We start from the raw sequence: 16,125 nt of genomic DNA, 5'->3' as shown, positions 1-16,125 counted from the left end.
CTCCAATTAGTTCTCGTATAGATAACAGCGAACGAAATGGTTATCTGATAGTTGGGTTACCGCCGGAAGCTGTTCTCGGCATCTGTTGGCTGCGTGGGTGCAGCGACCGGCAAACGGGCAGCCGACACTTTCCGGGGTCCAAAGCGGGATCTCGCCCTTGTTGCCCTTAAGCTTTTCGTGGATGGATTTTTTTGTATCAGGAACCGCCGATACCAGCAGCTGGGTATATGGGTGCTGGGGATCATGGATGATCTCCTCGGTATCTCCCCATTCCACCATGTGCCCGACATACATCACGGCCAGATCCTCGGCAATATAGCGAGCGGTAGCGATATCATGGGTGATATACAGCAGCGCCATCTCTCGTTCAAACTTCATCTCTTCCATCAGGTTGAGAACACCGGCACGAATAGAGACATCGAGCATTGAGGTCGGCTCGTCAGCCAGAACGACCTCGGCACCGACGGCAATGTTGCGGGCCAGATTGACACGCTGGCGCTGGCCTCCGGATAGCTGGTGGGGGAACTTGGCCGCCGTTTCTTTCGGCGGGATCAGGCCGACCTGTTCAAGCAGGCTGTAAACTGTTTCTTCGAGTTCCTTTTTGTTGCCCGAAGTGACCTTTTTATGGATCAGCAACGGTCGGGCGATATGGTGAAAAATAGTATGGGTCGGGTTCAGTGAACCAAACGGGTCCTGCCATACCATCTGTACGCCCTGGCGGTACTGCATTAAATCGCTGTGTTTTGTAATATCGGCAATGTCCCGGCCGTAATGCTCGATGTGCCCGCCCGTTGGCGGATACATTTTGGCGATCATTTTTGCCGTGGTTGACTTCCCCGATCCTGATTCACCGACAACGGCTAAACCGCGGCTCTTGTACATCTTGAATGACACGTCATTGATTGCACGCATCTTGGATTTTGCTAACGAATTACTATTGACCTCAAAATCCTTAATCAGGTTTTTGCCTTCAATAATGGGTTGTCCGACAGGTTTGTTCATAATGCCTCCTCATTGCTTCCTATTTTTTATTAACTGCATTTATTGAATAGGTGGCAGTTTGAAAAACGACCGGGTTCAAGTTGACGTAACTGGGTGGCGGTGCTGAAGCAGGCATCGTGGGCTTTGCTACAACGCGCCTGAAAACGACAGCCTTGAGGTACTTCTAGTAGATTCAACGGATTCCCCGGGATGCCGGTCAGGCGTGTTTTCGGTCCTGTCAGTGGTGGAAATGAATTTCCCAATCCTTCGGTATAGGGGTGGAACGGTTGTTCCAGAATCTGTCTTGACGGGGCGACCTCGATGAGCTCGCCGGAATACATGATGCCGATACGATCGGAGAACTCGACCATCAGCGAGATATCATGGGTAATGAATAGGATCGAAAAGCCGAACTCTTCTTTCAGTGCATAGATCTTTTGCAGGATTTCACGCTGGACCACGACATCCAGAGCTGTGGTCGGCTCGTCCATGATGATCATTTTCGGATTCAGTGCCAGGGCTATTGCGATAACCAGGCGCTGGCGCATTCCGCCGGAAAACTGGTGAGGGTAGTCCTGCAAGCGGCTTGGGTGAATATCAACGATCTCTAGCAGGCCCTCGGCACGGCGGATTGCCTGTTTGCGACTCATATTGGTATGGCGCATGATCACATCACAGAATTGCTCTTCCAGCGTCAGTACCGGGTTGAGTGCGTTCATTGCGCTCTGGAACACCATCGACATCTGGCTCCAGCGAAAGGCGGTGATGTCGGCTTCGCTGTACTTGAGAATATCGCCGTGGCCGTCAAAGATAACTTCACCACCGGTAATGAATGCCGGCGGCTTGTGGAGACGCATCAGCGAGAAGGCGACAGTCGACTTACCACAACCTGACTCACCGGCAAGGCCAAAGACCTCACCTTTGCCGATATCAAAGCTGACATTGTTTACCGCACGTACATCGCCGGCATCGGTGATGTAGTCGACACAAAGATTGCGAATGGAGATCTGTGGACTGGTCATTACTTTTCTCCTCCCTGAAGAGCCGGCTGAGCTGTTTCTAGAGTCTCTTTCTGGTTTTCTTTATTTTGGTTTGCCATATTTTTCCAACGGCGCATGCCTTTGTGAGAACGTAGCTGCGGGTTGGCAATCTCATCGACTGCAAAGTTAAGCAGTGCAAGGCCGATAGCAATCAGGGTTAGCGCAATACACGGTACGAGCAGCTCCCACCAGGCACCGACAAGCATCGACGAGGATGTCTGGACGTTGTAAAGCATGTTGCCCCAGCTGATGGTGCTTGGGTCTCCAAGACCAAGGTATGACAGTGTTGCTTCGGTCATGATGGCCAGCATGACCGATCCGATGAAGCTTGCACCCACAATGGAGATCAGGTTGGGTAGGATCTCAACGAAGATAATGCGTATTGATGACTCACCGAGTACCTCGGCAGCCTTAATGAACTCTTTCTCTCTGATTGACAAAGTCTGTGCCCGAACAACCCTTGCGCCCCATGCCCAGGCGGTGATCCCGATAACCAGGGTTATCGTGACGGGCCCTGCCTCTCCAATGAAGGCGGCGATAACAAACAGCAACGGCAGTTGCGGTATCACCAGCATGATGTTCATCGCGGCAGAAAGGATGTCATCGACCCGGCCACCGAAATAACCGGCTGAAACGCCCACTAACGTAGCCAGAAAACAAACCATCAAGCCTGCGCCGAAACCAACAGCCAGCGAGGTACGTCCGCCATACACAACTTGTGACCACACATCGCGCCCCATACGGGTTGTGCCCAGTACGTGATCGGCTTTCTTTGACATCCGCAAGGTGCGGGGGCTGTCGGCTAGGTTTTCGGCAACCCAGCCATCAGGATTATTCTGCGCCGCCTTAACAATAAACGCCGGGTATTCATGTGGGTTCCCTGTCTTCTTGTTAGGGACATGCTTGGTAATTAGCGGGGCAAATATAGCGGCCAAAATAAATAACGTGATAATGATTAAGCCGGCCAGGGCTTTATGGTTACTGGAAAGTAACTTGATTAGACCTTTCATAATTATTTGCCTCCCTTACGTAGGCGAGGGTCAAGTGCCACGATGAGGATGTCAGCCATGAAGTTAAATAACAGCATAAACAGGGTCATGATAAGCAGCTGACCTTGAAGAACCTGATAATCACGCGCATTGATTGCGTTTAGAAGAACGGTGCCCAGGCCCGGATAGTTGAAGATCATCTCGATAATCAGCTGGCCACCGATTGCCATACCCAGTGCCATCGACAGGGCGGTGACGCTGGGGAGCATGGCGTTACGTGCGGCGTATTTGAAAACCACCCGGTTTTCACTTAGCCCCTTGCCTTTTGCCATCGTGATATAGTCTTCGTTTAGCAAGTTGATCATGTTGTTACGCATGTTGATCAGGAAGCCGCCAATTTGGATGATGGTGGCACAAAACAGCGGTAGCACGGCGTGGTAGAGAACATCTTTGATGAACTCCCAGCTGCTCCAGTCCGGCATCGTTCCTGCGGTATAGGCATAGGTTGACGGAAACCAGCGAAGGCCGATGGCGAAGGTGTAAAGCACGAGCATCGCGACAACGACAGGGGGGACGGCCTGTACCACCATCATGCCCGGTGAAATGAACGCATCGTATTTGCTGCCGCGTTTCCAGGCCGCAAAAATACCGAGGGTCGAGCCTATACAGAAGGCCAGAATAACAGCGGTACCTGCCAGGAAGACTGACCAACCGACGGCACCGGCCATCACATCATTTACAGTCTGCGGAAAAGTCTGAATTGAGATACCCAGATCCCAAGACAAAATGCCCTGGAGGTAGACAAAATATTGTTCGTAGATTGGACCATCGACAAAGCCCAGTAGCTGTTTCATTGCAGCGATGCGCTCAGGTGTTACCTGTACCGCGGCATTGGCGAACATCATCGTTACCGGATCGCCTGGCATCGCGCGTGGTAAAATAAAGTTCAGCGTTACCGCAAATAAAAGCGCTATCAAGTAAAAAGACAGCCGTCGTATAAAGAATCCCATAACTCACACCTTAATCATCCAGCATTTGTGTACTGTGCTAGATTCAGGACAGAAATCCCCCTGACGCAAAGCGCCATAACTGTCAAATAGAGAGGGGGGAAGAGGCGGTGTGCAATGTGCACACCGCAAGTTAATACCTAAATTAAGCTTTAGGCTTTAGATCAAGTACTTGTAACAGACGTTCTTGTGTATTGGTGATAGGCATTGGACGGCCTTTCGGATTCTTCTCGTTCCACCAGCCAGTAAAGCGCGCGGTGTTGTACTGAGACGTGTAGGCACCAGACATGACCGGCACTGTTACCTGATTTTCGGCAATGATTTTCTGGATCTTGTGAGCCATATTCATCTGCTTGTCACGGTCTGCCGTCTTGTAGAAACCTTCAAGCAGTTTGTCTAGCTCAGCATTTTTCCAGTAGTGAAGTGCAAAGCGAGGCATCCCCTGGTTGGCCTGGAAGCGCGAGTGGTAACCGCTATCCCAGTAGGTGTAAGGATCTGCTCCGTGGAAGTAGTTGGTGTAGGCAACATCATACTTGGCATCAAGCATCGCCTGGTTGTAGACGGAGAAGTCAGGCGTGCTTGCTTTCGCTTTGATTCCCACTTCTTCAAGCATTTCGACAGCTAGCTGTACTGTGTTGTTGAAGTCAGTCCAGCCACTTGGAGACTGAATGGCCAGCTCAAGCTTTTTACCTTTAGGTGTTTCAACGAAGCCGTCGTTGTTCAAATCTTTGAAGCCGGCTTTTTTCAGCAAGGCTTTGGCGTTGTCTACGTTGTAAGTCATAAATGGCTTGTACTTGTTGTAGACAGTATTGTCAGACCAAGAAGCAAATGCCTGACCAAGGCCTGAAGCGTAGTCATTGACTACACCGCCACCGTAGAATGCGATGTCGATGATGGTTTCACGGTCGATAGCCATAGAGAAAGCACGGCGGAAGTCGATGTTGTTGATCGCTTCGTTGTTGCCCGCCTTTGGCGACTCATAGTTGAACATGAAGGCCTGGCTACCACCTGCTGGGTACCAATATTTATTGTTAGGAGTAGCTGCTGCATAAGTGCTGTCAACATCCGGAATGAACGAGTATGTCCAGTCGAATTGACCACTCAATACCTGACCCAGGAACTGGTCGTTACCAGCAACCTGAGGCAGACGCAAACAGTCTACATCCAAGTTGCTGTTGTCCCAGTATTCTGGGTTACGGCACTGGGTGTATAGCTGTGGTGTGAACTTCTCGATTTCGGTGAACGGACCTGTTCCGACAGGGTTCTCGTTGGTGTAGCGAGTTGGATTTTCTATTTTGCTCCAAATATGCTTAGCAACAACTGATACTTCGTTAATCAAGTACGGTACGTTTGAGTTCGCTTCAGTCAGATTGAAAGTGACTTTATCGCCAGAGGCTTTTACTGACTTCAGACGCTGGTTAATACCAGTACGGTCAAGCTCAGGGTATTGCTTCAGCATGTTAAATGTAAAGGCAACATCTTCAGCAGTGAACGCTTTACCGTCAGACCATTTCACGCCGTCACGGATTTCAAAAGTTACTTTTAGCAGGTCGTCAGACATGTAGTAGTCTGTCGCCAGGCGCATTACAGGCTTGTTGCCTTGCAGTTCGTTGAATACGACTAGAGGCTCATAGATAAAGTCCTGAACGGTATCTAGCTGAGTCTGTAGGAACGGGTTAAAGTTACGTACAAAAGTAGGGTAGAACTTAGGTACCATAGTTAGCTCTGTGCGGTCGGCGGCAGATGCAACCGGTGCTGTCAGCATTGTAGTGGCTGCAGCAACGACTGCTAGCGCTAACTTGGTTTTCTTTATATTGGCAAGCATAGCTGTTCCTTACTCTATTGCTTATTGTTTCACTTATGGAAAATGAATGCCCCGAAGGGCTTCTTTTGAGCCCACTCCGACAGAGTGACAAATACGCCCTGATCGAATGGCCTTGTAGGCTCTAAGTGCCTTAAGGAAAACCCTGATTGACATGATCGTCAATCTGAAAGCCCGTTAAAAACGTCAAAACGACAGTGGTTGCTGTAAAAAACGTTAATTCCTCACTGTTGAGTCACTCAGTAGATATTGTCCCATGTGCGTATTCTCACAGTTCATAGACTCTGTTTCATGATGTTTGTGTGCACTTACTATTTCTTAATTCTTTTATTAACGCAGTCTTGATTAGTGTGTTTTTTCTTTGTGATGTAACGCATAGTAGCTGTTGGGGTTAATTCCCTGCGGAAAATTTTAAAGCCTGATTTGTTGTGATTGGCTTCTCATAAACCAAAATATATTTTTTTCTGAGGTTCCAGTAAGGCTTTTTGGAGGCGAGACGCGCTAAATTTGAGCAGTTTTTCTGTGCTGGAATAGTATTTTTTCGAACAGAAAAAGGGATAGTTCACGGCCGGAAAAAAGCCCGCGTGCGGCGGGCTCATTGGTGGGGGTAAGTAGTGAGGCTACTGGCCAATTAAATGCTGGAGCTTGTTCTTCATCGTGGCTATCTCATGGCGTTCCGGACTCGGATAGCTGCAGCGCTCAAGTACAAAATCGATGGTATTGAGCACGGTACGCCAGCGCGGAGTTTTAGGCAGCGTCTCAAGGTGCAGATACTTGTCCAGCGTACGGGTCTGCAGCGTGCTGCGGTCCAAGTAGACTCGCCATAAGCCACTTTCCTCTGCCAATTCAAACTTGGTCTTATTGGATGATTCTTCCCAGAACTTCAAGGTGGCTTTCATTACCTCAACCAGCAGCTCGCGTACCGAATCTGCTTTATTTTGGCCATTATCATCCAGCTTGTCCGCCAGTCGGGTAAACTCTCCCCCCAGTTCCCGCAATTGCTGCAAGCATCCCTTGTCACCGTCAAAAGCAAAGCCAGAGAGCACTTCCATGGCACTCTCCAATACTTCAACTCGGTGCAGGGTGGCCGGGCCGTTATTATCAAACACAAACATGCGCTGGAGGCCGGACTCTTCAGGAAGGTTGATGACATCGGTATCCAAGGTGATGAGCTCGTCGCTGATGCGATAGAGCAGTTTGCCGTTGTAGTGATGGCTGTTACTGATATCTTCGGGTAGGTGAGTCGCGAGGATATCGACAATGTTGTGTCGTTCCAGCTGCTCCGGTGCGCGGTGGAAGAGCTTTCCCGCTGCACTGTTGGCATAGCGGATACGGCCTCCGCCCTGGACACAGAGAATCGCTTCGCTGGTCGACTCCAGCAATCCAAGCAGGCGAGTTTGAGCTTCTAGCAGACCCGCCTCGACTTGCTCCCTGCGTTCAATTTCTTGTTGTAGTGCCTGATTTTTCTGCTGTTGAATCTCTGTCTGACCTGCTTTTATATGCGCGCCGATTCGAGCCGTCAGCTCTTCTTTGTTAAACGGCTTTGTCAGGTAGTCGTTGGCGCCGCTATCGAATCCCTTGATTCGATCCTGAATCTGCCCCAGGGCAGACAGCATTATGATCGGCAGCTCAAGACGGGAATGTTTTCGCCGAAGGTGCTGGCAGACCTCATAACCGGACATTTCAGGCATCATGATGTCGAGCAGGATCAGTGCCGGTTGCTGGGTCTCGAGCAGCTTCAATGCCTGAGGCCCACTGTCTGCAGTTATGACCCGGTAGCCCTCGAGGCGAAGGAAATTGTTCAATACCTGCAGGTTGACGGGTTCGTCATCGACAATCAGGAGCAGCTCGCCATCCGGATTATCCGGTATGTTTTCTGTTTCGCAGAAAGCCGCATCCAGAGAGGGTGCCTGGAAATGAGAACGACGATTGACCAGCTGGCTATCGGCAATATCTTCTTTCGATGCCAAGTTAAGGGTAAAGCTAAATGTTGCCCCTACCATTGGTTGGCTGCTGACATATAGTCGGCCTCCCATCAGCTCTATGAGCTGGCGGCTGATTGACAGCCCCAATCCCGATCCCTGCCGGTAGCGGGCCGAATTAGTATTGGCCTGGATCAGAGGCTCAAAAATATGCTCAAGCTGTTCGGGGGGGATCCCTTGTCCGGTATCAACGACCTGTATACGTAGCTGATTCTCCAAAATGGTCGCCGAGAGGATGATTTTACCTTCCGAGGTGTATTTGATGGCATTGCCGACGAGATTATACAGCACCTGCTCAAGACGCTGTTCGTCACCAAGCACCGGCGGGAGACCGTCAGGGATCTGGTTGATGATCCTGACTGGCTTGCTGCCGAGCAGGTGGCCGGATAGTTCTAATACCAGGTGCACCGCGGAAGCGACATCCACAGCCTGTTTGTTTATATCCATGTCGCCATAGCGCATCTTGTGATAATCCAGCAGATCGTCCACCAGGTTGGTCAGGCGCTGGCCACTGTTTATCATCATTTCAAGCTGTCGGCGCTGGGTATGCTGAACCGGGCCGCTCGCCCCTGCCAGCAGTGACTCGGCAATACCAACCATGCCATGCAGCGGGGTACGTAGCTCATGCGATGTGGTTGCAAGGAACTCATCCTTCAGCTTATCGGCTGTTTGCAAATCATCATTTTGTTGCTGGATCACCAGCAAATTTTGCTCCAGCTCAGTATTTTGCTTACGGATCAGGCTGATTTTCTCGCGGATCGAGCGTTGCATCCGGGCAAAGCTGGTGGCGAGGCGGCCTATTTCGTCGCTGCGCTCGGTGCTGGTGATCTCTTGCTCCATGTCTCCGGCGGAGACGCGTTCGGCCGCCCAGGTAAGCCGTAGCAAAGGTGCCGTGATGGAATTAGAGAGCCAGTGAGAGGCAATGATCACCAGGATAATGGCGGTGATCATCGCGACCGCAAATATTTTCTCCAGCTGGCGGATCCGGGCAAAGGCTTCCTCTTCGGGTAATTCGACCACCAGCGCCCAGAGGTTACCCAGTACATCGATTTGGGCAAAGGCACTCAGTACCGGGATCTGGTTAAAGTTAAGGAAGCTGCCGACACCGCTTTGGCCGTTCAGTGCTTCCTCAATACTCGGGCTCGAGAGATTTTGCGGCAGCGTGTCGCCGTTTGGCAGGCGGGATTGGTGGTCACTGCCGACAAGCAAAGTCTGTACATGGTTTGAGTTGCTGCTGGTATCGGCGATAAAGTCGCTAATCGACTGGTTGCCCAGCTTGAAGAAAACATAACTATGTAGGTAGCCCTGCTGAATGATCGGGGCGGCAAACCAGGCAGCATTTTCATTGCCTGACGAAGTGGCCGTGAAATCGGTAAAGGCGACAGGAACTTGCTCCGGCTCGCCCTGCTGTTGTTGGGTGTTTTCCTTGATAGTGACAAACGTCTTCTTCAAGGCCATAAAAGGGGTGTCGTCGGCGAGCAGGTTAGCGCTGAATTTATCGGGACTATGGGCGGAATACACCACATTGCCCTTGATATCGACAAGCAGGATGTCACTAAAATCAGATCGTTTCAGATACTCATCATATGCCCAGTTATAGCGCTTATGCATCAGACGATATCGTTCATGACCGACATAATTTTCGCTATGGGTACTGTTATGAGGCTTGGCGATTAGGGTTTCGGTGAAGTAACGGCTTGGAGCCATCCCCTTGGTGAGCGACGGAATATCGCCTAATTGGTGGAAGGCGCCAACCAATCCATAAAAACGTCCACCACTGGCATTGGCCAGCTCCGAGCGGGCAAAGCTCTGTACTTCAGATTCTCTGGCGGCAAAGTAGCTATTGAGCTGCTTTTGTTTGTTTTCCAGTAGCGATGCCAGATGATTAGTACTCTGCGAGGTGAGATCGTTGGTGTGAGAATTGAGAAAAAAGAGAGCCGATAGTGTCAGCGGCGTAATACTGAGCACCAGAAAAGCCAACATAAGGGTATGCTGGAGGCGCTTGAAACGGGTAGTATTCTGCATTCCTGTGCCTGAACTTAACCTATTGGAAATGGATGATAAAATTCAACGAATGATTAATTGCAACTCAGTTTGACTGAAATAAAGAGGGTGACTTTTGACGTTTTTAGCGAGTCGGCAAAAACACCAATGTTCCCAGTTATACTGAGTTTTTTTTTGCGATCAAGTAAGTGAGTAGGGAAGCGTGTGCCGAAACACATTATTGACAATCTTAACGTGGTTATGGGGTGATATTGGCACTAAATTAGGCTAATTGACGTTAATTTCGAAGGTCGAAGTGATAGGGCTGAGTAATTTCCCAGCCCGCTAGCACTATTTTTTCGCGGCGTAAATATTGAATTTGTTAGTACTGGCAACCGTTTCGCAGCTGCCTAGGCTGGCTTCAATCAAAGGCGGGTAGCGGAGAAAGCGGTTGGCGACAATGATCAACTGACCTTCCGGTTTTAGATACTGTGGTGCCTGGGCAATAAAATCTTCTGTTGCTGCGTAGAAGGTTTTTAGGCCGGCATGGAAGGGCGGATTGCTGATAAGGTAGTCATAAGGTCCTTCCAGAGCAACGTAGACATCTGTTGCGGTAAACCTAGCTTCTAAGTTGTTGACCTTAAAGGTATCTCTGGCTGATTCAATCGCCAGGGCGCTGATATCAGACAGCTCCAGATCGATATCCGGGTTGTTGGTTTTCATTACCGCGCCAATGACACCGGCCCCGCAACCAAAATCGAGTACTTTGCCGTGCAGTTTTGGCAGGGTATCAAGCAGTAGCTCCGACCCTTTGTCGAATTCGCCATGGCTGAACACGCCCGGCAGGGAGCGGATCGTCAGTTCCGTTCCGGCTACCTTGATGGGGTAGCTACGGAACCAGCTGCTGAGTTCGAAGGCAGGAGCGGCGTTATCACAGCGTCCCCAGTAGAAGCTACAGCGGCGGGCCGAATCATACTTGGTCAGTGGGCCGTAGGGGTTGAAGAGCTTTTCGGCACTGCGCACACCGCTGCGGTTTTCACCGACGATGCAAATTTCAGTCTGAAGACCGAATTTAGCCAGTACCATGGCCAGTAGATATTCCGCCTCGGCCTTGGCTTTTGGCCAGTACAGCAGGATCATGTCGATATCGGCATCATCGACCAGCTCGGCCCCAAAATAGGACTGGATCTGGCTGTGACGGCTCATGCTGCGGTGATAGCCATAATTGGTGGTAAATACTGCCACTGACTTGGCCGTCTGTGTCAGCTCAAGCGGGAATGAGTCAGAGAGCTCACCGACGACTAGGACCTTGCGATTTTCAAAAAACTCAAGCTGGCGGGCAACAACCTGGCTTGCAGCAGTGTAAGACATAATGGCCTCAGTTTAGCTTTACATGGAGTTAAGTTAAGGGCGCGAATTGTTCCATAAATTACTGTGCATGAAAAGGCAACAAAGCCGCTTGGCGGGCGGCTTTGTTGTCGCTTGCTGGTGAAGCGGCCTTAATTTTTATCCTGATTGTCCAAAAAGTCTTTGAATTCGACTTCGTAGAGCTTGAACAGCACCAGGGTGACGGCAAAAATAATTGGTCCGTAAATCAGGCCTATTAGGCCGAACAGGTGCAAGCCGCCCAGAATGGAGAAGAAGATCAGCAGAGTATTCATGCTGGAATTGCCCTGCATCAGCAGCGGGCGGAGGATATTGTCGATGGATCCCACCACAATGATCCCCCAGCCAGCCAAAAACAGCGCCCACTCCCACTGGTTGATCAGCAGCAGATAGATAGCGGCTGGCAGCCAGATAAGTGCGGTGCCGAATACCGGAATAAAAGAGGCAAAAGCCATCATCGAGCCCCAGAATAGCCCGGGGAAGCCTGCGAGCCACATGGCAAAACCACCTGCAAACCCTTGGGCCAGGGCGGTGAGAAATGATCCCAGTACTGCCGACTTGGCAACCTGCTCTACTTCTGTCAGCACGGCATCTTCTTGGCTACGGGACAATGGCAGTACATGACGAATGGCCGACACCATCTTCTTATGATCCCGAAGCAGAAAAAACAGGACAAACAGCATCAGCATAAAACTGATCACAAAGTTGGTGGCATCACCGAGGAGCTTGGCACTGATATTGAGCAGTTGGGCGCCGAACTGAGAAGCCGCCGCCGCCACCTTTTGTACTACGGCCTGGGCATCAAGTGGCTCGAAAGGAGAGTACTGATCGATGAGTGATAGTACTTTTACGGTAAGGGGGTGTGACAGGACTTCCTTGGCACCGCCGGAAGTTAGCCAGCCATAGCTTTCCTTGGAAAAGGTCGACCCCTGGTGGATGATGGAGCTGAATACAATCAGTACCGGGATCACGATGATAAAGGTCAGCAAGGTACAAGAAACCATTGCTGCCGAATTAGGCTGGCGTGGGATCTTTGCTTCAATTCGGGCGTGCAGGGGGTAATAAAGCAGAGAAATGATAAAGGCCATTACGATAGATCCCAAATAAGGTTCTATCAGCCGATAGCTTGCATAGGCGGAAAGCGCCAGCGCGGCCATCAGCAACCAGTGACGAGATTCGGCTTTAAAGGGTTTGGGCACTGTAATTATCCTTTCTGTTTGTTAACACTGAATCGAGCGTTGTTTATAATTGCATCTGCTTGGTTTATAAATCAAATATTTTAACTATTGAGAGGCTCAGGGCTATGGGATGTTGCGACTGCGGCTGTGAAACAAAAAAAAAGCGTAGAATTCCGCTGGCGGTATGGGTGTTAGTGGTGTTGGCTGTGCTGGCGGTCTTTTTCTGGCAGTAATTTTTCGCTTGGTATAAAAACGCCACTTGAAAAGTGGCGTTTCAACAGGGCCTTAGGCTAAAAGATATTTAGGCTCATGGTTACCTAGGCAGATAGATGCTCAGGCGTTGGCTTCTTCAGCCAGAGTCGCGAAGGCAAAGTCTGCGGCATCCAATGTTGCTTCGATTTCTTTGTCGCCGTGCGCCAGAGATGTAAAGCAGGCTTCATAGGCCGAAGGGGCCAGGTAAACACCTTTTTTCAGCATCAGGTTGAAGAAGCGCTTAAAGCGCTCGACATCGCATTTAGTGACATTGTCGAAGCAAGTCACGCTTGGCTGATCGGTAAAGAAGAAACCGAACATCGCACCAACCTGGTTGGTTTGCAGAGCAATACCGTGTTTTTCAGCCAGTGCCTTGAAGCCTTCAGCCAGGCGTTTGGTGGTGTTTGCCAGGCACTTCTCGTTGCCTTCTTCGGTCAGAACGCTTAGGCAGGCATGGCCGGCAGCCATCGCAACCGGGTTTCCTGATAGCGTACCTGCCTGATAAACAGGGCCGGTTGGCGCAATATACTGCATTACATCGCGACGACCACCGAATGCACCGACAGGCATACCGCCGCCGATAACCTTACCCAGTGTGGTCAGGTCCGGTTTGATATTGTAATAACCCTGAGCGCCACCCTCTGATACACGGAACCCTGTCATTACCTCATCAAGGATCAGCAGTGCGCCGAACTCGTCGCAGATCTCACGCAGGCCTTCCAGGAATCCCGGTACCGGCGGAATACAGTTCATGTTGCCGGCAACTGGTTCAACGATAATACATGCGACTTCTTCCGGGTGCTCAGCAAATGCCTCGCGGACAGAGTCAAGGTCGTTATAGGTGCATGTCAGCGTATGCTTGGCAAAATCTGCCGGAACACCCGGAGAGCTAGGCTGGCCCAGAGTCAGGGCGCCAGAACCGGCTTTTACCAACAGGCAGTCGGCATGGCCGTGGTAGCAGCCTTCGAATTTGATGATTTTGTCACGGTTGGTAAAGCCACGGGCAAGGCGGATAGCACTCATGGTTGCTTCGGTACCGGAGCTAACCATGCGCACCATTTCCATTGACGGTACAAGCTTGGATACCAGTTCCGCCATGGTCACTTCCATTTCGGTCGGCGCACCGAAGCTTAGCCCTTGCTGGGCGGCGTTGATAACGGCATCACGAATCGCGACGTGGTTATGACCCAGAATCATAGGACCCCACGAGCCAACATAGTCGATATAGGCTTTGCCATCAGCGTCAAAGATGTATGCGCCGTCTGCTCGCTCGATAAAAAGCGGGCTGCCGCCGACACCGGCAAATGCGCGAACTGGTGAGTTAACACCGCCTGGGATCGTCTCTTGTGCTTTAGCAAATAAATCAGCTGACTTGCTCATTGTGATGTCCTATTTTTCAAATATTACCTGATTTAAAGTGTCGGCATTGTACCTAAAAATCCAGGAACTTGGCGAGAGAATTGAAGGAATGTGCGTCCGGCCAGAGCCTGATTTTGTTTTGACACTGATGGAAAGCTAGTTTTCAACATTGGCGGTGTAAAAATAGCGCGTTGTCAGCTACTCTTACCGCGGACGAATTTTGTCCTTCCTGTCTGCCCCTGCCGGGGCAATCATCATCAATGATACGGCTGACTAATGACTGATAACACCCAAGGCACTCCTGCGCCTGAACGCCTGCAACCTAGCGGATTGGTTCGGCGTTTTCTTTCTCGTGATAAAACACCGGTCTCGGTATTGTTTCTTGCTGCACTGGTTGGCCTTGCTGCCGGTCTGATTGCCACCCTGTTTGAAATTGCGGTTCACTGGGTGTCCGAGCAACGAACCGAGTGGTTGAGAGATGTGATCAGCAGTGTGTTGCCGCTATGGCTGGCCGCGTTTCTGATCAGTGCATTGCTGGCATCTGTCGGTTATTACCTGGTGCATCGCTTTGCGCCGGAAGCGGCGGGGTCCGGGATCCCTGAAATAGAGGGGGCGATGGATGATATTCGCCCTGTGCGCTGGTGGCGGGTGCTGCCGGTGAAGTTTATTGGCGGTCTGGGTGCATTAGGCTCCGGAATGGTACTCGGCCGGGAAGGTCCCTCGGTGCAGATGGGCGGTAATATTGGCCGGATGGTATCGGATACTTTCCGTCTCAAGGATAAGGAAGGACGCCATGCCCTGTTGGCTTCCGGTGCTGCTGGCGGGCTGGCGGCGGCGTTCAATGCGCCATTGGCGGGGATCATGTTTGTGGTCGAGGAAATGCGACCGCAGTTTCGTTACAGTTTAATTTCCATCAAGTGCGTCGTTATCTCGGCGATTGTCGCCAATATTGTGTTTCGCAGTATTCAGGGACAGCATGCGGTGATTACTATGCCGCAGTACGATGCGCCAGTATTGAAGTCTTTGTGGCTATTTTTGTTGCTGGGGATGTTTTTCGGGGTCTTCGGGGTGATCTTCAATCGTCTGGTGACCCTGGCGCAAGATGTCTTTGATCGTATTCACCGCAATGAACGCCGGCGGTATATCTTGACTGGCACGTTGCTCGGGGGCTGTTTCGGTTTGCTGTTGCTGTATTTGCCTGAGCTGACCGGAGGCGGGATCACATTGATCCCTAGTGCGACTCATGGCGAGTACAGCATTAGTCTGCTATTGATTTTGTTCCTGGCCCGAGTTGCAACGACCTTGCTGTGCTTTGGCTCCGGTGCGCCGGGAGGCATTTTTGCCCCGATGCTGGCACTTGGTACACTCTTCGGGACTTTTTTCGGCTCGATTGCTCAATTGATCTTTCCGGATCTTGGTATCGAGCCGGGAATGTTTGCGATTGCCGGAATGGGGGCGCTGTTTGCCGCTACCGTTAGGGCCCCAATTACCGGGGTTCTGCTCGTGATTGAGATGACCAATAACTACCATTTGATTTTGCCGTTGATTATTACCACACTGGGAGCGACCATGCTGGCTCAGGTCCTGGGAGGACAGCCAATTTACTCTCAGCTCTTGCGCCGGAAGATGGACAAGGAAAAAATTGCCCAAAGAGAGCAGTCTGAAGTGGTCAATACTTGAACGAGATAGTCAGGTATTAGATAATCGGATCAATTACCGTATGTGTTTGAGAGGTTTTTAATGAGCGATGCCAATTTACCGCTGAATTTTTCTGATGTTGCAGCGAATAAAGTGAAAGCGCTTATCGCCGAGGAAGAAAACCCAGAGTTGAAGCTGCGTGTTTATATCACCGGTGGTGGATGTAGCGGTTTCCAGTATGGTTTTACCTTTGACGAGAAAGTGAATGATGGCGACACTACCATTGAAAACAGCGGTGTGACGCTGGTGGTTGACCCGATGAGCCTGCAATACCTGATTGGCGGCACGGTTGATTATACCGAAGGCCTGGAAGGTTCGCGTTTCTTTGTGAACAATCCAAATGCGACGACAACCTGTGGTTGTGGTGCATCATTTAGCGTATAAACGCAGAGTTCAGGTATTTGCCATTGTGCTTTTGCAGCCAGGCGAGACAGATAACAAAAAAGCC

General features: G+C 50.7%; 11 protein-coding genes. 2 read left to right on the top strand and 9 right to left on the bottom strand.

The window, feature by feature from the left end:
* Positions 1 to 6: 6 nt before the first annotated feature.
* From EDI28_RS18400 to hemL, 9 genes are all read right to left on the bottom strand, one after another.
* Positions 7 to 1,002 (bottom strand): ABC transporter ATP-binding protein, encoded by a 996-nt coding sequence (locus EDI28_RS18400; RefSeq protein ID WP_128785352.1) that lies wholly within the window; start codon positions 1,000 to 1,002, stop codon positions 7 to 9.
* A gap of 29 nt (positions 1,003 to 1,031) precedes the next feature.
* Positions 1,032 to 2,003: an ABC transporter ATP-binding protein gene (locus EDI28_RS18395; protein WP_128785351.1), complete on the bottom strand. Its 972-nt coding sequence runs from the start codon at positions 2,001 to 2,003 to the stop codon at positions 1,032 to 1,034.
* On the bottom strand, positions 2,003 to 3,031 hold the full coding sequence (locus EDI28_RS18390; protein ID WP_128785350.1) for an ABC transporter permease: 1,029 nt from the start codon (positions 3,029 to 3,031) through the stop codon (positions 2,003 to 2,005). Before EDI28_RS18390 ends, EDI28_RS18395 begins: the two co-directional genes overlap by 1 nt.
* A 2-nt stretch (positions 3,032 to 3,033) precedes the next feature.
* Positions 3,034 to 4,020, bottom strand: coding sequence for an ABC transporter permease (locus tag EDI28_RS18385; RefSeq protein WP_128785349.1), 987 nt, complete (start codon positions 4,018 to 4,020; stop codon positions 3,034 to 3,036).
* A 142-nt stretch (positions 4,021 to 4,162) separates the two neighbouring features.
* Complete coding sequence (locus EDI28_RS18380) at positions 4,163 to 5,842, bottom strand: ABC transporter substrate-binding protein (RefSeq protein ID WP_128785348.1); 1,680 nt, start codon at positions 5,840 to 5,842, stop codon at positions 4,163 to 4,165.
* Between the two features lie 617 nt (positions 5,843 to 6,459).
* Positions 6,460 to 9,846, bottom strand: coding sequence for a hybrid sensor histidine kinase/response regulator (locus EDI28_RS18375; protein WP_199287459.1), 3,387 nt, complete (start codon positions 9,844 to 9,846; stop codon positions 6,460 to 6,462).
* 309 nt (positions 9,847 to 10,155) lie between these two features.
* Positions 10,156 to 11,175 carry a 16S rRNA (guanine(1207)-N(2))-methyltransferase RsmC gene (rsmC, locus tag EDI28_RS18370; protein WP_128785347.1) on the bottom strand — a complete coding sequence of 340 codons (1,020 nt, stop codon included), beginning with the start codon at positions 11,173 to 11,175 and terminating at the stop codon, positions 10,156 to 10,158.
* A gap of 128 nt (positions 11,176 to 11,303) precedes the next feature.
* Entirely contained in the window at positions 11,304 to 12,389 is a 1,086-nt protein-coding gene (locus tag EDI28_RS18365; protein ID WP_128785346.1) for an AI-2E family transporter, read from the bottom strand.
* A 312-nt stretch (positions 12,390 to 12,701) separates the two neighbouring features.
* The gene (gene hemL, locus EDI28_RS18360) at positions 12,702 to 14,000 is read right to left on the bottom strand and encodes a glutamate-1-semialdehyde 2,1-aminomutase (RefSeq protein WP_128785345.1); all 1,299 of its coding nucleotides are present in this window, start codon (positions 13,998 to 14,000) and stop codon (positions 12,702 to 12,704) included.
* Between the two features lie 255 nt (positions 14,001 to 14,255).
* Here hemL and clcA point away from each other — a divergent pair, with 255 nt between their 5' ends.
* Both clcA and erpA read left to right on the top strand, forming a co-directional pair.
* Complete coding sequence (gene clcA, locus EDI28_RS18355; protein ID WP_128785344.1) at positions 14,256 to 15,659, top strand: H(+)/Cl(-) exchange transporter ClcA; 1,404 nt, start codon at positions 14,256 to 14,258, stop codon at positions 15,657 to 15,659.
* Positions 15,660 to 15,719: 60 nt separating this feature from the next.
* The gene (gene erpA, locus EDI28_RS18350; protein WP_128785343.1) at positions 15,720 to 16,061 is read left to right on the top strand and encodes an iron-sulfur cluster insertion protein ErpA; all 342 of its coding nucleotides are present in this window, start codon (positions 15,720 to 15,722) and stop codon (positions 16,059 to 16,061) included.
* The last annotated feature ends 64 nt before the right edge of the window (positions 16,062 to 16,125 follow it).

The organism is Photobacterium chitinilyticum (genome assembly GCF_004104355.1).
GTDB lineage: Bacteria > Pseudomonadota > Gammaproteobacteria > Enterobacterales > Vibrionaceae > Photobacterium > Photobacterium chitinilyticum.
This window is presented reverse-complemented; position numbering and strand designations above follow the sequence as displayed.